This window comes from Nautilia lithotrophica (assembly GCF_054656815.1).
The window spans coordinates 236,876-262,528 of the sequence record NZ_BAAHXN010000002.1 but is presented as its reverse complement, the minus strand read 5'-3'; the positions used below and the strand labels follow the sequence as shown (position 1 = coordinate 262,528).

The window sequence follows — 25,653 nt, the reverse complement described above, 5'->3', positions numbered from 1 at the left end:
AATATGAAAATAGCAGTTTTAGATGATAGTAAAACTTTTTTGACTCATATACAAAATATGTTTAAAAAACTTAAACTTAGATATATATATGTTTTTGAAAATGAAAAAGAATTTTATGACTTTGTAAATCATAATAGTGATATTGATGCCGTTTTTATTGATTATCATTTAAAAAACACTACAGGTTTTAATGTTTTAGAAAATATAAAAAAAAATTTACAATACACATATAAAATAATGATAACTTCAGATTCTTCACCACAACTCAAAGAAACTGCCTTAAATATCGGTTTTGATACTTTTCTTTCAAAAGATATAACACTTGCAGACTTACAGGCTTTGATTAATATGATTAAAACTTTAAGAAAATACATAAAAAAAGAGATTGAAAAAAAAGAAGCCTTTAAAAAACTGCTAAGTTATAAAGAATATCAAGAAAAAATCATACATCAAAAGCAAAATAAAATAATGAAAAATGAACTTGAAATGTTTTTTGACGAAAATTATTTGTTTGAGACATATTTTAAACCAAAAGATTTATTAACAGGTGATACAATTTATACAAAAAAAATATCAAAAAACAACTATTTTATAGGTGTAATCGACGCAATGGGTAAAGGGCTTGGAGCATCTCTTACATCATTCAATGCATTAGCATTTTTAAAACATTCAATTAATAAAGCTATAGAATACAATGATTTTAATTTTCAAAAACTTATTTATGACTTTGTTACTTATGTAAAAACAATATTACTTGAAAACGAAATATTATGCGTTACACTTGTTTGGATGGAAAACAATAAATTACATTATGCTAATTTTGGAAATCCGCCTATAATTACTTCTACTCAAATTATTAAATCAAATAATTACCCTATAAGGACAAAGACAGATAATATACAAATAAATACTACAAATATTGAAGATAAAATACTAATTTCTAGTGACGGAATATTTGAATCCCCTTATAAAAATACAATTTATTTTAAGAGACTGAAAGAAATTTTTCCAAAAATAACTTTTTTAAAAGAAATAATCGAAGATTTTAATGACAATTCTCATCAAATGGATGATATTTGCATAGTATATATCACAAAAGAAGAAGATAATTTTGATATTTTATTTGAAGAAACTCTGAATTTAGAAAAAGAAGAAATAGATCTTTTTTTGAAAAAATTATATATTCAAAATATTCCTAGAATTGAACAAATACATTTAATTTTACATGAAATACTTACAAATACATATGAACATTCGATCTTAATGATAGAAAATAAAGAAAACCTTAAAGATAAAAAAAAGTTTTCACAAAATTGTGTTGCAAATAAAAAATTTTTCGCTAAAATTAAATTAAGCAAAAATGAAAATTGGCTAAAAATTGAATATCAAGACAATACAAGTGGGTTTGATGTTCAAAAAATAAAAGATGCTTATTATAAAAAATATCATGGGAGGGGTATTAAAATAATCAAACATCTCTCTTACGGATTATTTTTTAATGAAAAAGGAACCGCAATAAAAATTTTCTTAAAGGTTAAACCATGAATATAGAAATTGAAGGAAATGTAATTAATGTAAATTCACCTGTTGTAACAATATCAGACGTTGAAAGATTAATACAAATATTAAGAAGTAAAGAAAATGAACCACAAATAATATTAAATATCAAATCTTTTTCTCTACCATCAAGTATTATTGGTGAATTATTAAGATTACACGATAAAGGTGTAGCTGTATTAATAAATGTGTATGACAATACATTATATGAATTACTTGAAGCACTAAAATTAACTAATAAATTCAAAATAAGGATGGTTTAATGCACTCTATAATTAAAGATTTCAACTTAAAACTGCTAGCTATAAACCTCCTAACAAGCTTTATTTTACTTTTATATACGTATTTTACGGCACCAAATGAATTCATCTCAACTGCTATTGAACATTTAATTATTGCGGTGGTAATACAAGTAGCCGCTTATTATCTTCTTAAATATTATGTAATTGTTCCTATTCAAGAATATATTTCAATTTCTAAAGAATTAAGCGAAGGTGATGGTGATTTAACCAAACAGATCCATATCAAACAGCAAAATGAAATAAAACTCGCGGCTGATTATATTAACAAATTCATAAATAATGTAAGAGAGGTAATAATAGATATTAAAAATTCAAGCACTATCGTTTCAAAAAACACAAAAGAACTTGAAAACATTATAAAAAACCTTAAAGAAACAATACATCAAACGGATATTGAAGCAAGTGAAATATCTAAAATTTCTGACACACTTTCTCAACATCTTGACAAAACAGAAGCATCAGTAGCATCTACAACACATACACTAATAAAAACAGCAGAGTTTCTAGAAAATTTCAGTAAATCATTAATTGAAACAACAAACGAAATAATCCAAATAAACTCTAAAGAAAAAGAACTCAATGATCTTCTACATAATCTGAATGCACAAACTGAAGAAATAAAGAATGTTTTAAAAATTATTTCAAGTATTACAGAACAGACAGAACTTTTAGCTTTAAATGCTGCAATTGAAGCGGCAAGAGCGGGTGAACATGGAAGAGGTTTTGCTGTTGTTGCAGATGAAGTTAGAAAATTGGCAGAAGAAAGCGGAAATTCATTAGTAAATATTGAAGCAATAATTAAAAATATAACTAATACTATAAATTTAACATCAAATGAAATTAATAAAAATTCAGAAAAAATGAATATTCTAGCCTCTCATACTAGTGAAATTACAAATCAATTAGATCAAATTCTTACAATGAATAAAGACAATATTGCTTATGCAAAAGATGCCACCAAAAACGTAACCATAATGGCTTTTGAAGCAAAACAGCTGATGACTCACACAGAAAAACTTACAGACATTTCAACCCAGAACGTATCTATCGCAAATTCAATTGCCAAAATTACCGAAATGCTTAAAACCACTTTTGAAAAGCTTCAAAAAGAAGTTTCAAGATTCAAAGTGTAAACAAGCAAATCTATATTCACAAAATTTACACTTATCTCTATTTTCGCTTCTTTTTGTTTTATATTCAATGCTTTGTATTTTTTCTTCAAGTTTTTTAGGATCAGGGTTAACAGGTATAAGTTCCGCTTTGTTTATATCCCAAAAATATATTTCACTCTCAGGCATTAAATATTTATAAAACTCAGCCTGGGTTAAGTCTTTTAAATAATCCTGGTTTGAAGATGTTTTATAGTCATAAATTTTATTGCCTATAATTCTGTCAGCCCTTGCTTGAAGTATAAAATTTTTAAAGTTTTTAGAAGGCAGATTTATTTCAGTATATATTTTATCGGTTAGCTCTTCATAATCTCGGTATGCAAATTTTTTTATTTTTTCTTCCCAGCCTGATTTAATTTCAAAATACTCTTTTTTGGAAGTGTTTTGTAAAAGATTTTCCATTATCATTTCGAAATATTCTTTAGGGGATGATGGTTTTTGTTTTAATACTTCCTGTAAAACATTATGAAACCTGCTTCCGAAATACTCTTTTTCATCTTCGTTTTTAATGTTTAAAACATAAGAAAAATAATATTTCATAGGGCATTCAAGCAGTGTTTTAAGTTTTGTAGGCGTTAATATTTCCGGTTTTTCAAACGTTTCTTCATATTCGTAAAATTCGGGCTTTGAAACTTTATACACCGCTTCGCTGTAGTATTCGTCTTTATTTTCACCGAAATCAAGGCCGAGTTCGTAAAGAAATCTGCTCGGTTCTTTCTCTTCGTTTTTAACATAAGCGATTTTAACTTTTTTAGCATTCAGCAAAATATTGTAATAATAGTTTTTCTGAAGGGCTTCTTTATCTTTTCTGGTAGGCAGGTTCGCTTTTTTTCTTATTGCAGAATTTAAAAAATAGTCTTTATCACTGACATTTGGGACATAATCGTCATTAAAATCGACAATTACCACCCCTTCGTATTTCATACCCCTGCTTTCAAGCACACCCATTGCGGTAACTTTTCCGCCTTTTACGTCATCAAATGTTAAATTTTTAAACCTTTCAAGAAGAAAATGCAAAATTTCGTCTTTGGAAAAATTTTTAAGCTCTTCAAGTTTTGAGATTTTATAAATCTCTTCATCCAAAATTTTTCTTTCCCTCATACTTGAATTTTTAAGAACAAATTCCAAAACATCATTAAAACTTTTCAGTTTTTCAAACTCTTCGATTTTATTTTTTGCTTTTTTTAAAGACACGGGGTCTTTTTCCGTAATATATTTGTAAATCGCTTCAAGCATAATAAATATGTTCGATTTTATAAAACTCTCCCCCATCGCAAAATTCAGGTTATTGTGAATATCCAGAATTTTCAAATACTCACTAAAGCCCTCATCAGGCAGTATTATTGCAATGTTTTCGGGTTTTATACCGCTTTGTATCATCTCTTCTATACTCGCAAATACAAAATTGGCTTCGTTAATCCTACTTGAGAAATGTTCAACTTCAATAGTGCCGAGTTTTTTTAAAGGTGTGAATTCCAGCACCGAATTTTTATGCAAATCATATTTATATTCACCTTCTTTAAAATCACCGAACATCTTCCGAATCAAAACTTTATTGTAAGGCGTTACCCTGAAATTAACCTCAACGCTGCAAGGCAATTGTTTAATGATTTCCAGATCGAATTTCGGAAGATAGCCGCTTAGGTGAATTTCAACTTTTTGAATGTCTTCAAAAAATTTTCTGTTTATTTCATACTCTTTTATTGTGGTTTTATCGTAAAGTCCGTCTTTTTCAAGCAGGTTTTTATATTCATAATAAAGATTTTTTAAAACCTCAAGATGATCGCTGTATTCAAGATACGTATCCGCAAGTTCTATTTCTTCAATGTTTCTTTTTTCCAAAAAAATTTCATTGAAAAACGACAAAACAAACTCGCTGTTTTTAAAAAAATTTAAAAAATCTTTCCTAAATCCGAGTTTCTCAATTTCTACTTTTTCAAGGGCTTTATAGAGATAAATTTTTTTAAGGTCTGTGTCTATTAAAGAAGCACCCTTAACAACAATACACTTATCCAAAAATTCACCGATTGTAATTAGTTTTGGTAAAAAAGTGTTATTATGAGTTTTTATATATTCTCTTATTTCTCTTTTAGTGCTGAAAACTTTTAATATCATATTCTCTCTACTCTGATTATTCTGTTTCCGTCAACCACTACACGCACCCTGTCACCCGCTTTAATGTCAACGCCTTTTACTATTGCCACAATGTCTCTTCCATCATCAAGTTTAATATAAAGTTCTTCCCCGTTTGCCTTATCAATCTGATATCCCGCATAAGCACCTGCAAGACCTCCAAGAAGCGTTGTTAACACGTTTCCTTTACCTCCACCAAAAAGACTTCCCAGAACCGTTCCTGTCACAGCACCAGTTACTACCCCGCTTCCGTCATCTTTGATAATCACTTTTTTAACGCTTTTTACAACACCGGTTTTATAGCTATACATAACATTTACATCACTCAACGCCACTTCATTGGAATTATACATTTGCGTGCACCCGGTAAAGAGAAAAGCACATACGGATAAAGAAAATAGTATTTTTTTCATTTTATATTCCTTTTTTATTGCTATTATACATTATTGCACTTTAAATAAAATTAAAAGTCGTTTTTCACTTATTTTTAACCCATTTGATGTATTATAAAATAAAAAAAGGCTGTTGATGCAGATTCTTCAAAATATTAAAAAAGAAATATCCAAAGTCATTATAGGTCATGAGCATTTAATAGATTCGATGCTTATATCATTAATCACAGGCGGTCATTTGCTTGTAGAAGGTGTGCCTGGAATTGCAAAAACAAAAAGCGTATTAACTCTTGCCAAAACTATAGGCCTTGATTTTAAAAGGGTCCAGTTCACGCCCGACCTTCTTCCGAGCGACATCACGGGAATCGAAATATACAACCCAAAAACAAACGAATTCGAAATAAAAAAGGGACCGGTTTTTACCAATCTGCTGCTTGCCGATGAAATAAACAGAGCCCCCGCAAAAGTTCAAAGCGCCCTTTTGGAGGTTATGCAGGAGATGCAAGTTACCATTGCAAACGAAACTTTTAAACTAAATCCCCCTTTTTTGGTAATAGCCACCCAAAATCCCATAGAACAGGAAGGAACATACCCGCTCCCCGAAGCCCAACTTGACAGGTTTATTATGAAAATAAACGTAACATACAATACTTTAGAAGAGGAAATACTGATAGTAAAATCCCAGCATAAACAAGAAGTTTCCCAGGTTGCCACAATCGAAGATATTTTAAATCTGCAAAAAGAGCTTCAAAACATACATATGGACGAAGAGCTCTTAAGATACATAGCCAAAATAACACATGCGACAAGAGAACCCGAAAAATACAACATCCAAACGGCACAATACATAGAATACGGCGCAAGCCCGAGAGCCACTATAGCAATGTTCAACTGCTCAAAAGCATACGCAATGATACAAAACAAAGACTACGTAACGCCGCTTGACATTATAAAAGTGGCAAAAGACGTGTTAAGACACAGAATTATTTTAAATTATAAAGCCGAAATTGACGAAATTACAATAGACAGGGTAATCAACGACGTTATCAAGGCGATAGACATACCATGAAAACAAACGCAATCGTTATAAAAACAAAAAAAAGAATTTTCGGAAGTCTGCTTGGCAGAAACCTTTCGAAATTCAAAGGAAGCGGACTTGACTTTAAAGAATTCAGGGAATATGTTTACGGCGAGGATTCCAAAAAAATAGACTGGAAAGTTTCAGCCAAAATAAACAAACCTCTGGTAAAAGAATACGATGAAGAAAGAGAACTGAGAATAATCCTTGCCGTGCTTAAAAGCGGAACGCTTTTTTTCGGAAGCAAAAAACTAAAAACCGAACTTATTGCCGAAATTATCGCTACACTCGGCATTGCCGCTTTGGAAGAGGACAATAAAATAGAGTGTGTGTTTTTGGGAAAAGAGAAAAAAATATTCAAACCCACCAAAAACAAAAAAAGCATTTATTCTTTTGTGGATTATACATTAAACACAAACTATCTGAAAGAAGACTACACGCAAAACGACATCGATTTCCTCAACAGCTTTAAAAAATCCCTTCTCTTCATTATAGGGGATTTTTTAAAACCGGTTGAAATTAAAAACCTAAAACACGAAACATACATCGTAAACGTGCGTGACAGATTTGAAGAGGAACCTAAATTCACAGGTTATACCGAAATTGTAGATCCCGTAACACTGAATGCCGTAAACGTGAATTTTACAAAAACGGCTGTTAAAAAACTAAAAAAACATATTGAAAAAATCGACACCGAACTTTTTTCTCAGTGTAAAAAACATAAAATTCCATATACCAAAATTTATACCGATGAAAACCCGGTATATAAATTAATAAAGCTTGTGAGGTAGATATGGATCTGTTAAAACAGCTAAGAGACATTAAACCCAATGCAACTATAATAGACTATCAGTTTTATTTTTTTATTGTTTTGATTTTATTGAGTATAGCTTTAGCGGTATTTTTAATTTTAAAACTTCTGAAAAAGAAAAAAACAAACCCTTATTTAATAAAACTTAAAAACCTTAATTTCAATAATTCAAAAAAAACGGCATACGAATTCAGCGAATACGCAAAATTTTTTATAAATGAAGAAAACAAAGAATTTTACGAAGAAATAGTAAAAGATCTTGAAAAATACAAATATAAACCCGTAGTGGACGATTTGGATGAACAAATAATCAAAAAAATGCAAAAATTTATAGAGGATATAAAATGAACTTTGAATATCCGTTTTTTCTGATAATACCTGTTATTTATCTTATAATGAAATATTTTTTCAGCAGTGTTGATGACAGAATAATTTTTCCGAACGCATCTTTTTTTACCAAATCCAAAAACCGCTTTTCACTGATTGAATTTATTATAATTCTGCTGCTTTCATTATCCCTGGCTTCGCCCGTTAAGAGCAAAATAATAACCGACACCTATAAAAAAGGGTATAACATCGTAATAGATTTAGATACAAGCGGCTCTATGGCAGAATTTAACAAAATAGACGCTGCAAAAGCTGTAAGTCTTGATTTTGCAAAAAAACGCAAAAACGATGCTCTCGGGCTTGTGGTATTCGGAAATATCGCATATATCGCATCACCGCTCACATTTGACAAAAAAACCTTTTCCGATATTTTAAGAAGAATCTACGTATCAATAGCCGGTGGTAAAACCGCTATTTACGACGCTTTGTTTCTATCGTCAAACCTTTTTAAAAACGCCAAAGGTGAAAAAATAATAATACTTTTAACAGACGGAATGGACAATATGAGTATCACACCTCTTGATGTGGTTATTAAAAAACTAAAAAAAGAAAACATTAAAGTCTATGCAATAGCAATAGGCGGTGACGCTGATATAAAAGTGCTTAAAAAAATAGCAAATTCCACAGGGGGTAAAATGTATATTGCGTCATCTCTTCAAGACCTTAAAAAAATCTATTCCGATATAAATAAACTCACTAAATCGGATATAAAATCAAATATTCAAATTTTAAACCAATACTATTTTCAATATCCTTTGATTTTGGCTTTGATTTTATTTTTAATCTATTTATACCAATTTAGGAAAAATATATGGAATTTTTAAATTTATACGCATTTTTAGCTCTTTTGATAATTCCGTTATTATTTTATATAAAAAGTAAAAACCTGCCTTTTTCAAGAGATATCGCCAAAAAAATAATACTTAAAGGTAAAATATCCAAAAAAACTAAATTTTTTCTTCTAATAACAAGTTACGTATTGTTTGTTACGGCACTTGCAAGGCCTGTTATCAACAACGGCTATATTACAATAAAAGCGCCTCTCCAAAACCTTGTAATCGCCCTTGACATCTCTACGCAGATGGATAAAAAAGACTTTTATCCAAACAGATTTGAGTTTGCCAAAACAAAAATAAAAGAGCTTCTCAAGCAGCTAAATGCACAAAATACGGCTTTAATTCTCTTTGATAAAAACGCATATCTCATATCACCTCCTACGAAAGATTATAATTCCCTTATTTATCTGTTAGACCATACCGACATAAAAGAATTGAAAAGAGGGCCAAAAAGTGACATACAAAATATGATAACCTCAGCAAAAAACCTTGTCAAAAATCCTAAAATAGTTATTTTCACATCCGAAAACTACATACCAGAAAACAAAAACATATTTGTTTACCATATTTCCAAAACCGAAATTTCAGGACCGAATATATTTAACGCCCAGTATTCAAACGAAAATCTTAAAAACCTAATAAAACAACTGAGAGCTTCAAAAAGCAAAGAAATAAAAATAAAAGACAAAACTGAACTTTTTTATTATCCTTTAGCTGCGGGAATTTTAATAATATTTTTCGTAATATTTTTCCCGATCAGGAGAATCAAATGAAAAAACTGATTTTAATACTTTTTGCGATAAACCTTTTTGCGTTTGACTATTTTACAATTAAAAAAGCCGATGAATTTTATAAAAACAAACAATACCTTTTAGCAGCCGAGGAATATATGAAACTAAATTCCCAAAAAGCCCTTTACAACGCAGCCAACGCCTACTATAAAGCCGGAAGATACAAAAAAGCGATATCACTTTACAATAAAATTAATGAAAAAGATTTACAATTTCAAAAATATTATAATCTCGGCAACGCGTATGCTTTGATTGGAAAGTATAAAAAAGCAATAGAATCTTATAAAAAAGCACTTAAAATCAAAAAAGACAAAGACGCCGAATACAATTTAAAACTTATTGAAAAACTATTAAAAAAACAGAAAAAACAAAACAGCAATAAAAAAAATAAACAAAATCAAAACAAAAAACAAAAACAACAAAAAAACAATCAAAAAAACAAAAACAACAAAAAAAATTCCAACAATAAAAATAAAAAAACTAAAAACCAAAAAAACCAACAGAAAAAAAGCGAAAAAAAACAGCAAAAGAATCAAAGGCAGCAGGAAAAAGCTAATAAAAACCAAAAACCTTTTAATAAAAAGATTGAAAAAAAAGAGTTTGCTAAAACAAAAGAAACCAATACAAGCGATATCAGAATGAAATTTTATGAAAAACAGATAAAATCACTCAAATTCAATACATTACTAATACCATTAAAAGGAAACGAATGAAAAAACTGCTTTTAATATTACCTATAATCTTATTTGCGTTTGTAAATGTTCATGTAAATAAAACAAGCATTTATCCCGGTGAAGAAGTTATATACACAATTGAAGCCAACGGAAACAATATAAAATTCCCGGAAATTAAAAACATTGAAGGTTTTCCGGTTCAGGGAACGGCCATAACGCAAAATATAACCGTGCTGAATGGAAATATGCAAAAAAGCGTTTCCAAAAGTTATATATTTTTTCCTACAAAAAGCGTAACTATCCCGTCATTTAGCGTTCAAGTGGATAATAATACATTTAAAACAAAACCGATAAAAATAACGGTTACAAAACCGAAAGAAAGTAAAAACAGCGACTTTAAAATCAAGTTATTAGTCAATAAAAAAAGTGTATTTATCGGTGAACCGATAATTTTCAAAATACAATTTTTCCAAAAAACAGACACTTCACCCCAAAGTATCGAAATTCAAAAACCAAACTTCAACGATTTTATCGCAAAACAGATATCAAAAAAAGAATATCTAAAAAACGGGTTTAACATTACGGAATATTCATTTTTGTTAATACCTCAAAAAGCCGGAAACTATAAATTAGGCCCTATATTGGCAAAAGTTGGTTACTTAAGTAAAGAAACGCCTTTTAACGATCCTTTTTTCAATCTGGTAACGACATCTTTGAAATATACAAACATCTTTTCCAATGAAGTTGACATTAATGTATCTGCCATCCCTCAAAATAGTGTTTATGGAGAATTTAGAGCAAAATTCAGTGCGGATAAGACAGAAGCCAAAGCAAACGAACCGGTAAAAATTACATTGACAATAAAAGGCTGTGGTGATTTTTATGATTTGCCGGATTTTAAATTAAATATTCCAAATGCTACAATTTATGAAAACACACCCAATATAAAAACTTTTATCAAAAACAATAAGTTGTGTGGAACCTATACCAAGGAATTCACTATCATATCCAACCAAAACATTTCCATACCGCCTATTGAATTCAAATCTTTTAACGGGACATTAAACACTATTAAAACAAACAAAATTTTAATTACTATTCACAATAATGATAAAATCAAAAAAACTTCCCTTACCAAAGAAATAAAACAAAAAGTTATCTATAAAACCAAAACGAACTACATAATGCTATTTTTAATATTTATTATAGGAATAATTGTCGGAGTCTTATTAACATATGTTATAAAACTAAAATTGCCTGAAAACGAAAACATCATAAAAGAAATAAAAAAAGCAAACGAAAAAGAGCTTTTTAACATATTGCTTGAATATTCATACCATCCTAAAATAGAAAAAGTATTAAAAGACCTGGAAGAAAATATTTATAATAACAAAAAAAATAAAATCAATAAAAAAGAGATTATTAAAATAATAAAATCAATAATAAAAAAATAGTTTTTCTTTTTTTCTTTCCAAAATTCCCTTGACATCAAAAAAATTTTTACCTATAATTTCAGTCCACAACGACAAGTTGTGAAAGAAAAGCTGACCCGTTAGCTCAGTCGGTAGAGCATCTGCCTTTTAAGCAGAGGGCCGCTGGTTCGAATCCAGCACGGGTCACCATCTGTCCCCTTCGTCTAGGGGTCTAGGACACCGCCCTTTCACGGCGGCGACAGGGGTTCAAATCCCCTAGGGGACGCCATTAAATACCTAGACCATGGTCGCTTAGCTCAGTTGGGAGAGCACCAGCCTTACAAGCTGGGGGTCGCAGGTTCGAGCCCTGCAGCGACCACCATTAAATGAGGAGCCGTAGTTTAGCTGGTTAGAATGCCGGCCTGTCACGCCGGAGGTCGCGGGTTCGAGTCCCGTCGGCTCCGCCATTTAAATTTTCTTCAATTAGTGTCTGTCACTATTTTAATATCTTTCTTCATTATTTACTTACATCTCCCATTATTATAATGATCATTATTATGTTGTTAACACTATGTATATTTGTAACAGCAATGATAAATGATTTTTATAACTTTTATAAATATCACTAATTTAAGCAATGTTTAAGAAATAAATGATATATTTCTAATTACAAATACTAATTAAAAAGGAGCTAGTATGGCAGTAAAAATTACTGATACTTGTATTAATTGTGGGGCATGTCTTGATGAATGTCCAGTAGAAGCAATCGTTGATGATAGCGAAAACCCAACTGGTGAAGAAATTTATTACGTATATCCAGACAAATGCGTTGAGTGTGTAGGATACTATGACGAGCCTGCATGTGCAGCTGCATGTCCAACTGAAGGATGCATTGTTTGGGATGAATGTAAAGAAGGACAAACTTGTTCAGAAAACAGAGGTGAACCAGGAGAGCCTGTAATCGAATAATCCTTTCACCCTCTTCTTTTTTCTTCAAATTTTGATATAATTCCTCTCTAAAAACTCAAGGAGAGAAATATGGAAAAAACTCTTTCAATTATTAAACCAGATGCTGTAGCTAAAAATGTTATTGGTAAAATTATCGACAGATTTGAAAGTAACGGGCTTAGAATAGCTGCAATGAAAAAAATAAAACTTACAAAAGAAGATGCAGGTAAATTTTACGAAGTTCACAAAGAAAGACCTTTTTACAACGATTTATGCGAATACATGAGCAGTGGACCTGTTGTAGTAATGGTTCTTGAAGGTGAAAACGCCGTAGCTAAAAACAGAGAACTTATGGGAGCAACAAATCCTAAAGAAGCAGCACCTGGAACAATAAGAGCAGATTTTGCTGAAAGTATCGAAGCAAATGCTGTTCATGGTAGTGACTCACTTGAAAATGCTAAAAAAGAAATCGCATTTTTCTTTGCTGAGAGGGAGATTTTATAATTGGAAATCAATAAAAGTTTCCAAGGGTTAGAGCTAAAAGCTGAAAGCTCAAAACTAAAAGATGGCACATTTATTATTGAAGGTAAACTTCAGGGAAGTGTTGAAGTTGAATGTATAAAATGTTTGAAAACATTTAAAAGAGAAGTAAACGAAGATGTTAAATTTAAAATAGTCAAACCACCTTTTAAAGGTTTTGACGAAGAGTATGATATAATCGAAATGGAAAAGTTTGATCCTATTGAACTTTTAAAAAGTGAAATAGAATCAATTAAAAACGATTATAATATTTGCGATGAATGTAAACAAGAAGAATTTAACAAAGAATTTTAAGGAGAAAAAATGGCAGTTCCAAAGAGAAGAAACTCTAAAACTAGAGCAGCAAAAAGAAGAACTCATTACAAAATTAAATTAAGTTCAGTTATTAAATGTTCTAACTGCGGTGCTTATAAAAGACCTCACAGAGTATGTCCAAGCTGCGGTGAGTATTAATGAGAATAGCAATTGATGCAATGGGTGGGGACTTCGGTCCTGCGCCAATTATTGAAGGTGTAGCAAGAGCTCTCGAAAAAAAAGATTTTACGCCGTATTTAGTTGGAAAAGAAGACATTATTAAAGAATTATTACCTAAAAAATACCATTCTCGTGTTAGGTTTATAAATAGTGAAGACGTAATAGGAATGCACGAGAGTGCTACAGAAGCATTAAAAAGAAAAGAATCCACTATTTATAAGTCTATCGAACTTTTAAAATCAGGTGAAGTGGAAGGTGTCGTATCAGCAGGACACAGCGGTGCAAGTATGAGTTTAGCTACACTAAGGCTTGGACGAATTAAAGGCATCAAAAGACCTGCAATTGTTACATTTATGCCTACTATTAAGAAAAAATATTCTCTTGTGCTTGATGTTGGTGCAAACGTAGATTGTGATGCTTCAAATCTTTATCAATTTGCATTAATGGGTGAAGTATATGCAAAAGTCGTATTAAATACTTCAGACCCAAAAATAGGACTTTTAAGCAATGGTGAAGAAAAAAGTAAAGGTAATTCTGTTACAAAAGAAGCTTATTCGCTTTTAGAAAATTTTGACAACTTTATTGGTAATGTCGAGGGCGGTGACATTTTTAAAGGCGATGTTGATGTAATTGTAACTGACGGGTTTATAGGAAACATAGTTTTAAAAACCAGTGAAGGTGTAGCAGACACCATAGGTAAACTTATTAAAGAAGAAATTAGAAACTCAGGTATTTTACAAAAAATAGGCGCACTTCTTTTAAAACCGGTATTCAAAGGCCTTAAAAAAGCTACCGATTATGCGGAATATGGTGGTGCTCCATTACTTGGGGTAAACGGATGTGTTATAATAAGTCACGGAAAAAGTAACTCAAAAGCAATTAAAAATGCAATTTTCCAGGCAATGAAATACATCGAAAATGATGTTACAAATAAAATACAAGAGTCATTAAAGGTTCATTAATGTTTGCTAAATTTACAAGTATAGGTGCTTATGTTCCTGAAAAAATTTTAACAAACAAAGATTTGGAAAAAATAGTAGATACTAATGATGAATGGATTACAAAAAGAACAGGTATCAAAACAAGACATATAGCCGAAGAGGAAGTCACAAGCGATTTAGCATATAAAGCTGCACTGGACGCACTTAAAAATGCCGATATGAAGCCAGAAGATATTGATATGATAATAGTAGCCACTATTACACCTGATTATTTCACGATGCCTTCAACTGCATGTGTTGTAGCTGAAAAACTTGGAATTGTAAGACCTGCTGTTGATATAAGTGCAGCATGCACAGGATTTATATACGCTTTAGCACATGCAAAAGCATTCATCGAAAGCGGAATGTATAAAAACGTAATGATAATAGGTGCGGAAACCTTAAGTAAAATTGTTAATTGGAAAGACAGAACTACATGTGTATTATTTGGTGATGGAGCAGGCGCAGCAATTATAAGCGCTACAGAAGAAAAGCAAGAAGCAATAATCGATATTGACATAAATGCAGACGGAAAATATCAGGATTTTCTTATCACACCAGGAAGAGGCGTTAAACTTGGATGTGAAACGGATAGAATTTGGCTTGAAATGAAAGGAAATGAAACCTTTAAAGTTGCAGTTAAAACACTTTCCCAATCTGTAAGAGATATTTTAAACAGAAACAATATGACAAGTGACGATATTGATTGGTTTATACCTCATCAGGCAAACTATAGAATTATAGACGCAGTTGCAAGAGCCATTAAAATGCCTGAAGAAAAATCTGTGTTAACTGTTCATAAATACGGAAATACCTCGTCGGCATCAATTCCTATGGCAATAAATGATATGTTTAAAGAAGGCAAACTTAAAAAAGGCGATATTATGCTTTTAGACGCCTTTGGAGGCGGATTTACTTGGGGAAGCGCTCTAGTCCCTTTCAATTAATTTTTTCTCACAGCTCTCAATAGCTGTTAATACGTTATCTTCCAATTCAGGAACATGGGAAAACACAATTTCAAACGCTACTTTTATCCCTTCATATTCTGTATTTTCTAATTTATTCTTTATTCTTTTTACTATTTTATCTGTAATCTCTAAATTGTTAAACGTCAAAATTTTAAATATATATCCGTTTCTAAATACAAAATCTATATCCCTTACTGAACTTTTAATAGCTTCAGCATAAGTTTTTATTATCTCATTAATTTTGTCCGCTCCGTAAAAACCTTCCAATATGTTCATGTTTTTAAGTTCTATAAAAATTATCCCAAGAGGCTTATTAAATTCATTATATTCTTCAAGTAATACATCAAAATATTTTTGGTTAAATAATCCGGTTAAAGGATCTTTTATAACAATATCGGCTATTTTCAGGCTTAATGTTTTAAATGAAATTTCACCTAATAACTCACCTTCTTCGTTTACTATGGGAATATGCTTTAATTTATTACTTCTCATAAAATAATAAGCATCTAAAATATTAGTTTTTATCGTCAATTTTTTAACCTGTTTTGGGTTTTTATTGATGAATTCTTCAATATTGACACTCAGTAGATTTTTCATAAAAATTTCAAGCATATCGGTGCTTGTAAAAATATATATAGGTTTTTTATTTTCAACAACATAAAACGTTGAAGAATCACATTTATACATATATGCAATTAAATCTGCCAATGTTTTATTTTTAAGATCGTTTATATCCTTGTAGCAAACTTTTTCCAGGTAATTTTTAAGTGTCATTTTTTGCCTTTAATTATTTTGCAATATTTTATTGTAGCATAGTTTTAAACTTTATGCTATAATTTCATCTCAATTCGTAAAAGGAGAAGCTATGCCTAAAATGAAAACAAACAGAGGGGCGGCTAAAAGATTCAAAGTTAAAAAAAGTGGTAAAATCAAAAGAGGTGCGGCATACAGAAGCCATATCCTAACTAAAAAATCACAAAAAAGAAAAAGAAATTTAAGAGCCCCAAAATACGTAGATAGCACAAACATCAAAGCGGTAAGAGATTTACTAGCTATCTAATTTAAGTGAAGAAGCGGCAAAGTAGGCAAAAAGCCTCACGCTATTGTAGCGTCAAGTTGCATAGATGCACGCCAAAATTGTAAGGAGATAAAATGAGAGTAAAAACAGGAACAGTTAGAAGAAGAAGACATAAAAAAATATTAAAAATGGCAAAAGGCTTCTACAGCGGTAGAAGAAAACATTTCAGAAAAGCTAAAGAACAGGTTGAAAGAAGCTTAGTATACGCTTTTAGAGACAGAAAACAGAAAAAAAGAGATTTTAGAAAATTATGGATTATTAGAATCAATGCTGCTTGTAGATTAAATGATATTAGCTATTCAAGATTTATTAACGGTCTTAAAAAAGCAAATATTGATTTAGATAGAAAAATTCTTGCTGATTTAGCAATGAACGAACCTGAAGTATTTGCTCAAATCGTAGAAAAAGCAAAAGCAGCTTTATAATTTATTTCCCTTTTTGGGATTTTTTTATTTTACCCAAAAATATAGTGTCTGTCACCAAATACTTTTAGTGCTGTTTTAAAGATATATTTAGAAAAATATTTAAAAAAACCATTTTAGTGAGTTAAACAAAATCAAAAATTATAAATTACCAGTTTTAAATAAAGCAATAAATTAATAAAAAGCGCCAGACACCTTATCTAAAATCTTTAAGGTCCCCAGACACCTGCGGCACAGGACGATAAGAGGTGCTCTGCTCCCTTCCGGGCCTGAAGCGTTGCCTCTTACCGCCCTTGCACAGGGCTGAGGATGCGAAATTATATCAAAAATTCACTATTTTTCCAATAAATCCGCCTTTTTTTCCATAATATAATGATATATGCTTAAAACCCCCAATGCTGGCGCAAACATATTCACCAGAGGTATAAAATTCAAAAAGACACTAACTACCGAAAATCCCCACAATAGCTTTTTATCAATTTCAATTTTTCCTACTATAGAAAAAACGCTTTCAAAAAGTGCATTTTTTATTATATACGACCAAAGAGCTATAATAATGAAAATATTTAAAAAAGGAATAAACAATAAAGGATACAATACAACAAGTGCGATCAGAAAAATCATAAAATCTCTCATCAATATAAAAAACAATCTTATTTTCGAAAATCTACTTGATATTTCAATATAAGGATACTCTTCTTCTATAAGTGCTAATAAATATTTTTCACTAAAAAGTAAAAATCCCAAATACATACTCACAATATAAAACGAATAAAAAATAAATATTGCCAATACAACAGAAACTGCCTCTTCTATTGTTTCAAAAGGAAAAATCTTTATAAGTTTTTGCAAATAAGCCAATATTTCGTTTTTATAATAGAAAAAAACTATCACCCAAAACAAAGCAAATATAAATGCTATAGAAATAGTAAAAATTTTTTTAGAGAGAAAATTATTAAAAAGAGTAAAAAATATACCAATCGATATTAATACCGCCTGCAGCCATAATATCATAAAAATAAATTCCGCCCCGGCGTTTTGAACAAACTTAAAAGGTAAAAGATTTATCATGAAATTTGTAAAATTCACCATATACTGCCAGCCTAATATACCGATACCAAACCAAACAACTGCCCAAAAAACACCATTTATTATTGATAATTTACTAATGTTTTTTCTTGTTAAATCTTTGAATGATTCTATAATTGAATATAAAAACTCCATTTTATTTCCTTAAATTATTTATATTATTATAACTCTTTTGGGTTAATAAAATGAAGTTCTAAGAAAAAAGAAGAGAAGATTAATAAAAAAGTTTTGCAATAACTCTTCTGTTTTTAGCTTTGCCTTCTGCGGTATCATTTGAAGCTATCGGGTTTTCCTCACCAAAACCTTTATAAGAAAGTCTTCGCGGATCGACTCCTAAATCAATCAGTGCTTCATATACAGCTTTTGCTCTTTTTTCTGAAAGAATTTTATTGTATTTAGCAGAACCTTTTGAATCGGTATAACCTTGAATTTCAGCTTTATATACTGGATTTTCTTTTAGAAATTTTGCAAATTCTTTTACTTTACTCATAAATTCAGGCTTAATTTCAGCACTATTGTTATCAAATGTAATATCGAAATTAAATACTAAAGCACACCCTTTTTTATCTACTTTTACCCCATTAGGTGTATTTGGACACTTATCCAAATAATCTGCAACTCCATCACCATCACTATCTACAGGGCATCCGTTTACGTCAACACTGACGCCTGCAAGAGTGTTTGGACATTTATCAACATTATCATAAACACCATCGCCGTCACTATCGATTTGACATCCATTTTTATCAACTTTAACTCCTTTAGGCGTATTAGGACATTTGTCCAATTCATCAGCTATTCCATCATTATCGCTATCAAGCACTTTTTTAACTTCTGGCATAACTATTTTTTTTTCTTCACCAAACTTATAATTTATACCTAAAATTGCACCATAATGATTATCATTATTTCCAAAATCTCTAAGTCCTCTTAACTCCAAAAAAGTATTAAAATTACTATTTATAAAATATTTTGCCCCAATACCTAAATCTGCCACTATATTATTATCATAATTACCGCTAACCCACTGATATCCCGCACCTATATATGCATAAGGCATAAACTTGCTGTTTTCTAACGGAAAATAGTGTTCAACATTTAACAATGCTCTTGTCAAATGTTCTTTATTGTTTAATACCTTTTCACTTCTTTCAAGCTCTAATCTTAAAATATGGTTTTTAGGTAAATATTTACCAATCCTTGCATTTAAAAAATTATAATTTTCGATTGGTGAATTATCTACTGAATTTCTACCTATTCCAAAACCTAATTCATATTGATTTGAAGCGAGTAAAGTTGCTACACTGATTGAAAGCCCTATTAGTATTTTATACATTTAATCTCCTTTTTTTACGAATGACCAGAAGGTCACCCCCCCTGTTTGAAATTATATTAATAAGAAATGACATTAAAATGACTTATGAATACCAAAGGGCTTTAATTCCTCCTACCAAAAACAAAAACGATATAGCACCAATTATAAGTCCCATTATTCTTGTAACTATTTTTAATCCGTTTACACCCAAAAATCTAGAAATAAACGCCCCATTTCTTAAAATCAAATAAGTTAAAAAAGATGAAAGCGTAATTGCTATAAATAATATAAATTTACCTTTTAATGTGCTATGCTTTTCACTTAATACAATAATTGTAGTAATTACCCCGGGTCCGAATAAAATAGGTATAGCCATCGGAATAATGGCTACGTCATCTTTTTCTTCTGCCGCGCTGTGCTCATCTTTTGTCGTATTTGTAGGTGCGATCTCTTTACCCTGAATCATATTAAGTGCTATAATTAATAATACAACACCACCGATTGCTTTAATTGATGGAATGTTGATTCCAAAAAACTTCAGCAACATTCCTCCTGCAAACATTGTAACAACAGATGCTATAAACACTGCAAAAGAAGATTTTGCCGAAACATATTTTATTTCCGAATATTTAACAAGTGATAGCATTATTGCAGCTGCGGCTATAGGGTTTAAAATAGTAAGGATGGATATAGTGTCAAATAAAATTTCCCTAAACATTTTATGCCTTTTTTATATAACTATAACAAAAAATAAGTAAATGATAAAAAGCTCTGAATTTAGTGACAGACACCTCTTAAGGAAAATTTGAATGGCGGAGAGGGCGGGATTCGAACCCGCGGTACCCGGATTGGGTACAACGCCTTAGCAGGGCGCCGGTTTCAGCCACTCACCCACCTCTCCATTTGTGTGGACTGAAATTATAATAAAAATAATTCGTTTTTGCAATAGTTTTTATATAATTTTAGTCTATTTTGTGAAAGGAGAAAGGATGAATAGAAAAATAGCTAATGTTTTTAAAAAGTTTTTTAAAGGCAATAAAGGTGAGGAAGAAGTTTTAGAATCAATCATAGAAATATTAAGAAAAAACGGAGATGATAATTATTATTTAATTCCAAAAGCCACAATTAAAGATTTAAACGGCTCAAGAGAAGTTGATCTACTTTTACTACATCCTGTGTTTGGACTTTACATTATTGAAGTTAAAAACTGGGAGACATTAAATATAACTCAAGAAAACAATCCTTTCACCAGGGCAAATGAATATCAAGACCTTATATTATCACTATTAAAAGACTCATTTAAAAAAATTCCTATTAACGTAGAATATAGGGTTATATTTCCATCTATATCTAAAGAGATAGCTAATGAATTTTTTGAAAACAACCCTTATTATAAAAATTACGAAAACCATGCTTTTTTTAAAGAAGATTTGCAGGAAAATGATATTTTTAAAAGATTTTTCAATTCAACTAATCCCACTATTCCGAACAAAAAAGAATTCACTCAAATTGCCAAGCTTTTAATTCCTACAGATACAATAAAAGAAAAAAAGGTCATACCTATAATCACAAAAGATGAAATAGTGTTTTTCGATCAAAAACAATTAAGTGTTTTAAATGGTTATACGGGTGGATTTAGAATAATAAGAGGTGTTGCAGGGACGGGAAAAACGGTAATTTTGACAAATTTCGTATCCAATAAATTAAAAGACCACCCTGATGAAAAATTTTTAATTCTATGCTTTAATAAAAAACTTGCCAATGATTTGAAATATTCCTTTTCCAGAAAACAAAGAGAAAATATTGAAATACATTCTGTTTTTGAATTTTTAAATATTATTGAATTTGACTTTGAAAAAGTTGGAATTACAAAAGAAACCTCTTTTGAAGAAAGATATAAAATATTTGAATCTACAGTTGCATTAAAAGAATTTAGAGAAAAACTAAGAAACTATCTAAAAACCCATCCAATTGATTATTTTCTTGCAGACGAAACGCAAGACTTACCTGCCGGATTTGTCAGAATGATATATGAGGAAATTAACGATACCATTTTATTTATAGACGAGGCACAAAGATTTTATTCATACACAATGAAAAGTATCGCAGACGTTTTTCATCATCCTAAATTTAAAGAAAAAATTTCAATGAGAGGAAGAGTTAAAAACTTAAAAAACGTATATAGAACGCCAAGCAATATTGCAAAATGCGCATTTGAAATTTTAACTCTTGACAAATCAATTAATGACTATTATAAGAAATCGTTTTATTTAAAAAAAGATTTTTTGACAGACATAAATTTTGTGCTTGAAGACGGAAGTATTGATATACAAAACTTCGATGATTTTAATGATTTAATTGAACTTATCAAAACATTTTCGGACGAAGAAGAAAACATTATCCTAACATACACCAAAAAATCAAAAAGCGCAATTGAAAAAATCGTAGAAAAACTAAACAAAAATATAAAAGTTTTAACCATGGCTTCCGTTAAAGGATTGGAAGGACAAAATATTATCATTCATAATTTCGGTCAATTTTTAATTAACAACTCAAATAAAGAAAAAGACGTATTTTATAGACAAGTATATGTTCTTCTTACAAGAGCACAAGAAAAAGTAATATTATCTATTTCTAACGAAAAAGAACTATTAAATAATGACAAAACAAGAGAAGTTTTAGAAATCTTAAAAGAGTATCAAAAAAGCACAAAAAGTATTAAAGAACAAACTACTAAAAAAGAAAAAAACGTCAAACTTGCAAAAATAAAACCTATACTTAATGAAATAAAAGAAAGTGCGGAAATTATTGTAACGGGCGCCGAACTTTTTGGCGTAATAGCAGGATTATTTAGTTTTTAAGGATTGTAAATGAGAAAAGTATTAATTTTATGCACAGGAAACAGCTGCCGCTCTATTATGGCCGAAGGACTTATAAACAAATATTTCAAAAACATAAAAGCTTACAGCGCTGGAAGTAATCCAAGCGGTAAAGTAAATCCTAATGCCAAAAAAGTCCTAATAGAAGAAAACGCCTGGAAAGATGAATATCATTCAAAAACTATTGAAGAGGTTTTAAAAGAAGCGCCTTTTGACCTTGCTATAACGGTATGCGACAACGCCGCAAAAGAATGCCCAACAATTCCAGGCACCAAAACGATCCACATTCCGTTTGAAGACCCTGACGGCAAAGATTTTAAAGAATTTATAAAAACAAAAGAGGAGATTAAAGATAGATTATTTAGTGCACTCCGCACGCATTTTCAGGTTTAATCTCTTCTATTTCACCATTTATCAGTCTGTTTACCGCTTCCTCAACGGTAGGTGAGATATTGTCAAAATAAACTTTAATTCCAACTTCTTTAAATCCAGCAAGAGGTCTGCCGCCTATTCCGGCCACAATTAAAGCATCTGCGCCCAAACTTTGAATATTGCTTACCGCATTACCGCATGCCCCTCCTGCGTGTCCGGGATTTTGAACGGCACTAACTTCTTTGATTTCTCCATCTTCAATATCAACAATAATATAAAAAGGCGCTTTTCCAAAATGCGCACCCCTTTTTGCAAGAAGTCCGTCCGGTGTAGCAGTCGGAATAACTATCCTCATTGTAACTGCCCTTTTATTTTTTCTAAAACTTCAGGTGCTGTTAAACCATCTTTTTTGCTAACTTTAATTATTTTAACCCCGGCAAGTTTTAATGCATCTTCCATATTCGGCCCAAGCGCTCTTACGACAATATAATCGCAATCATCAACCCTGCTTGCTTTTACGTGTTTATGGTGATGTTCTACCTCATCGGAAGTGTGCTCTTCCTGATGTTCTCCATGCTCATGCTCGTGTTCACCGGCATGTGTATTTTCGTTTAGTCCTAAAAGTTTAAATTCGTTTCCGTCAAATTCATATATTGCAAAAAACGGAGCTCTTCCCGTTCTTGTAACTATTACTAAATTATCACCTTCTACAGGTATAGCTACTTTTACCATGTTTAATCCTTTATTTCTCCCCATCCGAGGAATTCATTTATTCGCGGTAAATATAGCACATCTTTTGGTCTTATGTCAATATCAAGTTCTTTAATTAAATATTCTCTAACATCTTTGATTCGCCAGAAAAACAGCAAATCCCCCTTATAAGGTGTATTTGTCCAATGCCCTACTCTGATAGGAATTCCCCATTCGTTTGCTATGCTGTTTTGAATTTCCACTATTAAATCCTCAAATTCTGTTCCTTTTAATTCTTTGTGTTCATATTCAGCAAGCGCCCTTGCGTATGATTTGCAAGCCGTTTTTATTTTTTCTATATTTTCGCTTTTTACATACACATCTTCAAGAACTCCTTTGAATACTTCCATTTTAAAGCCATTTGTAAATTCTTTCTTTTCTAAATCATATATTTTTACAAGCTCTTTTGAAATATTTTCTTTAGGCAGATAAATTTTTTCGGGAATTTCAACTCCGTCTAAAACAGGGTATTTTTCAAATACTATTTTTTTAACTTCCCTACTTATTTCTTTTATTTTAGGCTTTGTTGTCAAGTATTTTTTAACAAGGTTTTCTAATTCTTTATCTTTTTTAATGTAATAAAACACTACAGCACTCTCAAGCGCTTCAAGTATCGCGTTTCTCGGCAGAAACTTTCCTTTTTCATCCTCTAAAAATCCTTCTTTTTCAAAAGAAGTGGCATTCCAAAATATCAACATTCCCTCTCCTTATTTAAACTCTGCCAGGGTTTTGTCTATTTTTTCACTGATTTTTTCATCAAAAAGTGCGATTGTAGGCACCATCCACTCCATCCAATATCTCGCATCACCGCTTTTATTTTCTCCAAAATATGCCAAAGCAACTCTCCCAAATCCCATCTCTTTTTCTATTTTTTTCGCATCTCTTAAAAATCTTCTCGGCACAGGAGGTAATTCCTCAAAAGGCATAGGTTTTCCCTCATCCCCGTGTTTTTTAAATAAACTCGCCGCACTGCCTATATTTCTTAGCGCTTCTATAATATGAACAAATTTATGTTTTTTTAAAAAAGCAATTAATAATTCACCCGCAGGCACATATAATACTGGAATATCCACATCATCTTCTCTTAAATATACGTATAAATATGCCCTGCCTTCAATCATTTCTATTTTTGCATACATTTTTTTGTTTTTTGGAAGTTCTTTAAGTATTTCAATTACTTCATGTTCAATGTCGTTTTCGGTATATTTGTCACCAACTTTTTTATCAACTGCGGCAAAATACGTCTCAACTCCGTCTTTTTTTCCAAATACCAAATCAAATCCCCATTTTTTGAGTGATTTAATTTTAAATTCCCTCTCTTTAGAAGGCTCACCCAATGTTTCAAACACCAATGTATTTAAAAGTTGTTCACGTCTTAGTTCATTAATCATACTCACCCTTTTTTAGTTTTTTGTAATTATATAACTTTAGTATAATTATGTCAAATTAATTGATTGCTCGATTCTTTCTACCAATAGTGTCTGTCACTTTATTTTTATAATTAAAAAAGAAAAAAAATCAAACTTCTTTAGGAGATATTAATTTTTTTCCTTCTAATATTTTTTCCCACAGCAAAGGATCATGCCACTCTTCTTTTATACGATTGCTGAATATTATATCGGTAAGCTTTATTTCACCCATTCCCTCAAAATTATAAGCATCTTCCCTGAAACATTCCGCATACCCCGTATCCGTCTCGTGAACTACTATTGAATGCAGTTTTACTTCTCTCTCGCCATTGTTAAATTCCATGAGTTCCAATACCCTGTCTATCATAAGAAAAAACACCCTGCTAAACTGCTCGGCTGAGGGATTCACTGGTAAAATCACCCATCTTTCACTAAATTTTTTGGCGTATTCTATATATTCTTTATCATCTTTTGCCCAAAGTGTAACGGCATGGTCAAAGCTGTCTATAAGGTCTTTTATTGTTATTTTCATTAGTCCGAAATCATATACCATCTCCCCATTATCCAAATAATTCGAACTGAGTTTTACCTCCACTTTGTAACTATGCCCGTGAATTGAACGGCTGCATCTTCTGCTTGTGCAGTTTCTGACTATGTGTGCGTTTTCAAATTTGAAAAGTTTTCTGATTATCACCTATTTCCTTTGTTATGAAATATTTATTTTTATTTAATTTTATCACATTTTCACAATTAAACAGGTGTCTGTCACTATAATTTTGAATTTTTTATTTTTGTTGCAATACTATAATACTATCGTTTATTTTAAATTGTTTATATTTTTTCATTAACTATATATAAAACTATTTACTATCAACCACCCACTATTT

Annotated in this window: 31 protein-coding genes, 5 tRNA genes and 1 other RNA gene; 24 read left to right on the top strand and 13 right to left on the bottom strand. The window is 30.8% G+C overall.

The window, feature by feature from the left end; translation table 11 throughout:
• Positions 1-3: 3 nt before the first annotated feature.
• The 3 genes from ACYQ19_RS05930 to ACYQ19_RS05920 are packed head-to-tail and all read left to right on the top strand — an operon-like array spanning position 4 to position 2,992.
• Positions 4-1,545, top strand: coding sequence for a response regulator (locus tag ACYQ19_RS05930; RefSeq protein WP_459978509.1), 1,542 nt, complete (start codon positions 4-6; stop codon positions 1,543-1,545).
• Positions 1,542-1,820 carry a phospholipase D-like domain-containing protein gene (locus tag ACYQ19_RS05925; protein ID WP_459978508.1) on the top strand — a complete coding sequence of 93 codons (279 nt, stop codon included), beginning with the start codon at positions 1,542-1,544 and terminating at the stop codon, positions 1,818-1,820. Before ACYQ19_RS05930 ends, ACYQ19_RS05925 begins: the two co-directional genes overlap by 4 nt.
• Positions 1,820-2,992: a methyl-accepting chemotaxis protein gene (locus ACYQ19_RS05920; protein ID WP_459978507.1), complete on the top strand. Its 1,173-nt coding sequence runs from the start codon at positions 1,820-1,822 to the stop codon at positions 2,990-2,992. Before ACYQ19_RS05925 ends, ACYQ19_RS05920 begins: the two co-directional genes overlap by 1 nt.
• Here the strand turns inward: ACYQ19_RS05920 and ACYQ19_RS05915 are convergent.
• Both ACYQ19_RS05915 and ACYQ19_RS05910 read right to left on the bottom strand, forming a co-directional pair.
• Entirely contained in the window at positions 2,975-5,143 is a 2,169-nt protein-coding gene (locus ACYQ19_RS05915) for a PD-(D/E)XK nuclease family protein (RefSeq protein ID WP_459978506.1), read from the bottom strand. The genes ACYQ19_RS05920 and ACYQ19_RS05915 overlap by 18 nt on opposite strands.
• A complete protein-coding gene (locus ACYQ19_RS05910; RefSeq protein ID WP_459978505.1) occupies positions 5,140-5,574 on the bottom strand; it encodes an outer membrane lipoprotein in 435 nt (144 codons plus the stop codon). The genes ACYQ19_RS05915 and ACYQ19_RS05910 overlap by 4 nt, the downstream gene beginning before the upstream one ends.
• Positions 5,575-5,686: 112 nt before the next feature.
• On the opposite strand from ACYQ19_RS05910, the gene ACYQ19_RS05905 reads away from it, so the two are divergent.
• The 17 genes from ACYQ19_RS05905 (at position 5,687) to ACYQ19_RS05825 (ending at position 15,431) form a co-directional block, all read left to right on the top strand.
• A complete protein-coding gene (locus tag ACYQ19_RS05905; RefSeq protein ID WP_459978504.1) occupies positions 5,687-6,622 on the top strand; it encodes an AAA family ATPase in 936 nt (311 codons plus the stop codon).
• A complete protein-coding gene (locus tag ACYQ19_RS05900; RefSeq protein ID WP_459978503.1) occupies positions 6,619-7,422 on the top strand; it encodes a DUF58 domain-containing protein in 804 nt (267 codons plus the stop codon). The genes ACYQ19_RS05905 and ACYQ19_RS05900 overlap by 4 nt, the downstream gene beginning before the upstream one ends.
• Positions 7,423-7,424: 2 nt before the next feature.
• Positions 7,425-7,790 carry a hypothetical protein gene (locus ACYQ19_RS05895; RefSeq protein ID WP_459978502.1) on the top strand — a complete coding sequence of 122 codons (366 nt, stop codon included), beginning with the start codon at positions 7,425-7,427 and terminating at the stop codon, positions 7,788-7,790.
• Positions 7,787-8,653 (top strand): vWA domain-containing protein, encoded by an 867-nt coding sequence (locus ACYQ19_RS05890; protein ID WP_459978501.1) that lies wholly within the window; start codon positions 7,787-7,789, stop codon positions 8,651-8,653. Before ACYQ19_RS05895 ends, ACYQ19_RS05890 begins: the two co-directional genes overlap by 4 nt.
• The gene (locus ACYQ19_RS05885) at positions 8,641-9,438 is read left to right on the top strand and encodes a vWA domain-containing protein (RefSeq protein ID WP_459978500.1); all 798 of its coding nucleotides are present in this window, start codon (positions 8,641-8,643) and stop codon (positions 9,436-9,438) included. The genes ACYQ19_RS05890 and ACYQ19_RS05885 overlap by 13 nt, the downstream gene beginning before the upstream one ends.
• Positions 9,435-10,169, top strand: coding sequence for a tetratricopeptide repeat protein (locus ACYQ19_RS05880; RefSeq protein WP_459978499.1), 735 nt, complete (start codon positions 9,435-9,437; stop codon positions 10,167-10,169). Before ACYQ19_RS05885 ends, ACYQ19_RS05880 begins: the two co-directional genes overlap by 4 nt.
• On the top strand, positions 10,166-11,584 hold the full coding sequence (locus tag ACYQ19_RS05875) for a BatD family protein (RefSeq protein ID WP_459978498.1): 1,419 nt from the start codon (positions 10,166-10,168) through the stop codon (positions 11,582-11,584). Before ACYQ19_RS05880 ends, ACYQ19_RS05875 begins: the two co-directional genes overlap by 4 nt.
• Before the next feature lie 92 nt (positions 11,585-11,676).
• Positions 11,677-11,752 (top strand) — tRNA-Lys (locus ACYQ19_RS05870).
• 3 nt (positions 11,753-11,755) lie between these two features.
• A tRNA-Glu gene (locus tag ACYQ19_RS05865) sits at positions 11,756-11,831 on the top strand.
• Between the two features lie 17 nt (positions 11,832-11,848).
• Positions 11,849-11,924, top strand: a tRNA-Val gene (locus tag ACYQ19_RS05860).
• An 8-nt stretch (positions 11,925-11,932) separates the two neighbouring features.
• Positions 11,933-12,009: transfer RNA gene (locus ACYQ19_RS05855), tRNA-Asp, on the top strand.
• 229 nt (positions 12,010-12,238) lie between these two features.
• A complete protein-coding gene (locus ACYQ19_RS05850) occupies positions 12,239-12,511 on the top strand; it encodes a 4Fe-4S dicluster domain-containing protein (protein ID WP_456479825.1) in 273 nt (90 codons plus the stop codon).
• Positions 12,512-12,580: 69 nt separating this feature from the next.
• Positions 12,581-12,994, top strand: a complete 414-nt coding sequence (ndk, locus tag ACYQ19_RS05845; protein ID WP_459978497.1) for a nucleoside-diphosphate kinase — start codon at positions 12,581-12,583, stop codon at positions 12,992-12,994.
• Complete coding sequence (locus tag ACYQ19_RS05840) at positions 12,995-13,324, top strand: DUF177 domain-containing protein (protein WP_459978496.1); 330 nt, start codon at positions 12,995-12,997, stop codon at positions 13,322-13,324.
• 9 nt (positions 13,325-13,333) lie between these two features.
• Positions 13,334-13,483, top strand: coding sequence for a 50S ribosomal protein L32 (gene rpmF / locus ACYQ19_RS05835; protein WP_459978495.1), 150 nt, complete (start codon positions 13,334-13,336; stop codon positions 13,481-13,483).
• Positions 13,483-14,466 carry a phosphate acyltransferase PlsX gene (plsX, locus tag ACYQ19_RS05830; protein WP_459978494.1) on the top strand — a complete coding sequence of 328 codons (984 nt, stop codon included), beginning with the start codon at positions 13,483-13,485 and terminating at the stop codon, positions 14,464-14,466. Before rpmF ends, plsX begins: the two co-directional genes overlap by 1 nt.
• Positions 14,466-15,431: a beta-ketoacyl-ACP synthase III gene (locus ACYQ19_RS05825; RefSeq protein ID WP_459978493.1), complete on the top strand. Its 966-nt coding sequence runs from the start codon at positions 14,466-14,468 to the stop codon at positions 15,429-15,431. The genes plsX and ACYQ19_RS05825 overlap by 1 nt, the downstream gene beginning before the upstream one ends.
• Here ACYQ19_RS05825 and ACYQ19_RS05820 read toward each other — a convergent pair.
• Positions 15,414-16,226, bottom strand: coding sequence for a diguanylate cyclase (locus ACYQ19_RS05820; protein ID WP_459978492.1), 813 nt, complete (start codon positions 16,224-16,226; stop codon positions 15,414-15,416). The two genes, ACYQ19_RS05825 and ACYQ19_RS05820, sit on opposite strands and share 18 nt — an antisense overlap.
• 91 nt (positions 16,227-16,317) lie before the next feature.
• Between ACYQ19_RS05820 and rpmI the strand changes: the two genes are divergently transcribed.
• Positions 16,318-16,512: a 50S ribosomal protein L35 gene (rpmI, locus tag ACYQ19_RS05815; RefSeq protein WP_459978491.1), complete on the top strand. Its 195-nt coding sequence runs from the start codon at positions 16,318-16,320 to the stop codon at positions 16,510-16,512.
• A gap of 92 nt (positions 16,513-16,604) precedes the next feature.
• On the top strand, positions 16,605-16,955 hold the full coding sequence (gene rplT, locus ACYQ19_RS05810; protein WP_459978490.1) for a 50S ribosomal protein L20: 351 nt from the start codon (positions 16,605-16,607) through the stop codon (positions 16,953-16,955).
• A 209-nt stretch (positions 16,956-17,164) separates the two neighbouring features.
• Here rplT and ffs read toward each other — a convergent pair.
• The 5 genes from ffs to ACYQ19_RS05785 all read right to left on the bottom strand — a co-directional run bounded on the left by ffs (position 17,165) and on the right by ACYQ19_RS05785 (position 20,257).
• Positions 17,165-17,262: signal recognition particle sRNA small type (gene ffs, locus ACYQ19_RS05805), an RNA gene on the bottom strand.
• A 23-nt stretch (positions 17,263-17,285) separates the two neighbouring features.
• Positions 17,286-18,176, bottom strand: coding sequence for a hypothetical protein (locus tag ACYQ19_RS05800; RefSeq protein ID WP_459978489.1), 891 nt, complete (start codon positions 18,174-18,176; stop codon positions 17,286-17,288).
• Positions 18,177-18,255: 79 nt separating this feature from the next.
• Entirely contained in the window at positions 18,256-19,377 is a 1,122-nt protein-coding gene (locus ACYQ19_RS05795; RefSeq protein WP_459978488.1) for an OmpA family protein, read from the bottom strand.
• Between the two features lie 82 nt (positions 19,378-19,459).
• Positions 19,460-20,074, bottom strand: coding sequence for a MarC family protein (locus tag ACYQ19_RS05790; RefSeq protein WP_459978487.1), 615 nt, complete (start codon positions 20,072-20,074; stop codon positions 19,460-19,462).
• A 92-nt stretch (positions 20,075-20,166) separates the two neighbouring features.
• A tRNA-Ser gene (locus ACYQ19_RS05785) sits at positions 20,167-20,257 on the bottom strand.
• Between the two features lie 88 nt (positions 20,258-20,345).
• On the opposite strand from ACYQ19_RS05785, the gene ACYQ19_RS05780 reads away from it, so the two are divergent.
• On the top strand, positions 20,346-22,217 hold the full coding sequence (locus tag ACYQ19_RS05780; protein WP_459978486.1) for a nuclease-related domain-containing DEAD/DEAH box helicase: 1,872 nt from the start codon (positions 20,346-20,348) through the stop codon (positions 22,215-22,217).
• Between the two features lie 9 nt (positions 22,218-22,226).
• Entirely contained in the window at positions 22,227-22,628 is a 402-nt protein-coding gene (locus ACYQ19_RS05775; RefSeq protein ID WP_459978485.1) for an arsenate reductase ArsC, read from the top strand.
• Here ACYQ19_RS05775 and ACYQ19_RS05770 read toward each other — a convergent pair.
• The 5 genes from ACYQ19_RS05770 to ACYQ19_RS05750 all read right to left on the bottom strand — a co-directional run bounded on the left by ACYQ19_RS05770 (position 22,597) and on the right by ACYQ19_RS05750 (position 25,460).
• Positions 22,597-22,962, bottom strand: a complete 366-nt coding sequence (locus tag ACYQ19_RS05770; protein ID WP_459978484.1) for a NifB/NifX family molybdenum-iron cluster-binding protein — start codon at positions 22,960-22,962, stop codon at positions 22,597-22,599. The genes ACYQ19_RS05775 and ACYQ19_RS05770 overlap by 32 nt on opposite strands.
• Positions 22,959-23,339 (bottom strand): NifB/NifX family molybdenum-iron cluster-binding protein, encoded by a 381-nt coding sequence (locus ACYQ19_RS05765; protein ID WP_459978483.1) that lies wholly within the window; start codon positions 23,337-23,339, stop codon positions 22,959-22,961. Before ACYQ19_RS05765 ends, ACYQ19_RS05770 begins: the two co-directional genes overlap by 4 nt.
• A 2-nt stretch (positions 23,340-23,341) precedes the next feature.
• Entirely contained in the window at positions 23,342-24,055 is a 714-nt protein-coding gene (locus ACYQ19_RS05760; RefSeq protein ID WP_459978482.1) for a hypothetical protein, read from the bottom strand.
• Between the two features lie 9 nt (positions 24,056-24,064).
• Positions 24,065-24,748 carry a TIGR00703 family protein gene (locus ACYQ19_RS05755; RefSeq protein WP_459978481.1) on the bottom strand — a complete coding sequence of 228 codons (684 nt, stop codon included), beginning with the start codon at positions 24,746-24,748 and terminating at the stop codon, positions 24,065-24,067.
• A 127-nt stretch (positions 24,749-24,875) separates the two neighbouring features.
• The gene (locus tag ACYQ19_RS05750) at positions 24,876-25,460 is read right to left on the bottom strand and encodes a 6-pyruvoyl trahydropterin synthase family protein (RefSeq protein WP_459978480.1); all 585 of its coding nucleotides are present in this window, start codon (positions 25,458-25,460) and stop codon (positions 24,876-24,878) included.
• Positions 25,461-25,653: the final 193 nt, after the last annotated feature.

Coding starts and splice junctions, on each gene's coding strand:
- ACYQ19_RS05775 (WP_459978485.1), top strand. CDS start 22,227: ATGAGAAAAGTATTAATTTTATGCACAGGAAACAGCTGCCGCTCTATT.
- ACYQ19_RS05925 (WP_459978508.1), top strand. CDS start 1,542: ATGAATATAGAAATTGAAGGAAATGTAATTAATGTAAATTCACCTGTT.
- ACYQ19_RS05765 (WP_459978483.1), bottom strand. CDS start 23,339: ATGGTAAAAGTAGCTATACCTGTAGAAGGTGATAATTTAGTAATAGTT.
- ACYQ19_RS05895 (WP_459978502.1), top strand. CDS start 7,425: ATGGATCTGTTAAAACAGCTAAGAGACATTAAACCCAATGCAACTATA.
- ACYQ19_RS05900 (WP_459978503.1), top strand. CDS start 6,619: ATGAAAACAAACGCAATCGTTATAAAAACAAAAAAAAGAATTTTCGGA.
- plsX (WP_459978494.1), top strand. CDS start 13,483: ATGAGAATAGCAATTGATGCAATGGGTGGGGACTTCGGTCCTGCGCCA.
- ACYQ19_RS05875 (WP_459978498.1), top strand. CDS start 10,166: ATGAAAAAACTGCTTTTAATATTACCTATAATCTTATTTGCGTTTGTA.
- rpmI (WP_459978491.1), top strand. CDS start 16,318: ATGCCTAAAATGAAAACAAACAGAGGGGCGGCTAAAAGATTCAAAGTT.
- ACYQ19_RS05930 (WP_459978509.1), top strand. CDS start 4: ATGAAAATAGCAGTTTTAGATGATAGTAAAACTTTTTTGACTCATATA.
- ndk (WP_459978497.1), top strand. CDS start 12,581: ATGGAAAAAACTCTTTCAATTATTAAACCAGATGCTGTAGCTAAAAAT.
- ACYQ19_RS05850 (WP_456479825.1), top strand. CDS start 12,239: ATGGCAGTAAAAATTACTGATACTTGTATTAATTGTGGGGCATGTCTT.
- ACYQ19_RS05920 (WP_459978507.1), top strand. CDS start 1,820: ATGCACTCTATAATTAAAGATTTCAACTTAAAACTGCTAGCTATAAAC.
- rplT (WP_459978490.1), top strand. CDS start 16,605: ATGAGAGTAAAAACAGGAACAGTTAGAAGAAGAAGACATAAAAAAATA.
- ACYQ19_RS05880 (WP_459978499.1), top strand. CDS start 9,435: ATGAAAAAACTGATTTTAATACTTTTTGCGATAAACCTTTTTGCGTTT.
- ACYQ19_RS05885 (WP_459978500.1), top strand. CDS start 8,641: ATGGAATTTTTAAATTTATACGCATTTTTAGCTCTTTTGATAATTCCG.
- ACYQ19_RS05780 (WP_459978486.1), top strand. CDS start 20,346: ATGAATAGAAAAATAGCTAATGTTTTTAAAAAGTTTTTTAAAGGCAAT.
- ACYQ19_RS05795 (WP_459978488.1), bottom strand. CDS start 19,377: ATGTATAAAATACTAATAGGGCTTTCAATCAGTGTAGCAACTTTACTC.
- rpmF (WP_459978495.1), top strand. CDS start 13,334: ATGGCAGTTCCAAAGAGAAGAAACTCTAAAACTAGAGCAGCAAAAAGA.
- ACYQ19_RS05915 (WP_459978506.1), bottom strand. CDS start 5,143: ATGATATTAAAAGTTTTCAGCACTAAAAGAGAAATAAGAGAATATATA.
- ACYQ19_RS05800 (WP_459978489.1), bottom strand. CDS start 18,176: ATGGAGTTTTTATATTCAATTATAGAATCATTCAAAGATTTAACAAGA.
- ACYQ19_RS05890 (WP_459978501.1), top strand. CDS start 7,787: ATGAACTTTGAATATCCGTTTTTTCTGATAATACCTGTTATTTATCTT.
- ACYQ19_RS05820 (WP_459978492.1), bottom strand. CDS start 16,226: ATGACACTTAAAAATTACCTGGAAAAAGTTTGCTACAAGGATATAAAC.
- ACYQ19_RS05760 (WP_459978482.1), bottom strand. CDS start 24,055: ATGTTGATATTTTGGAATGCCACTTCTTTTGAAAAAGAAGGATTTTTA.
- ACYQ19_RS05790 (WP_459978487.1), bottom strand. CDS start 20,074: ATGTTTAGGGAAATTTTATTTGACACTATATCCATCCTTACTATTTTA.
- ACYQ19_RS05825 (WP_459978493.1), top strand. CDS start 14,466: ATGTTTGCTAAATTTACAAGTATAGGTGCTTATGTTCCTGAAAAAATT.
- ACYQ19_RS05755 (WP_459978481.1), bottom strand. CDS start 24,748: ATGATTAATGAACTAAGACGTGAACAACTTTTAAATACATTGGTGTTT.
- ACYQ19_RS05910 (WP_459978505.1), bottom strand. CDS start 5,574: ATGAAAAAAATACTATTTTCTTTATCCGTATGTGCTTTTCTCTTTACC.
- ACYQ19_RS05770 (WP_459978484.1), bottom strand. CDS start 22,962: ATGAGGATAGTTATTCCGACTGCTACACCGGACGGACTTCTTGCAAAA.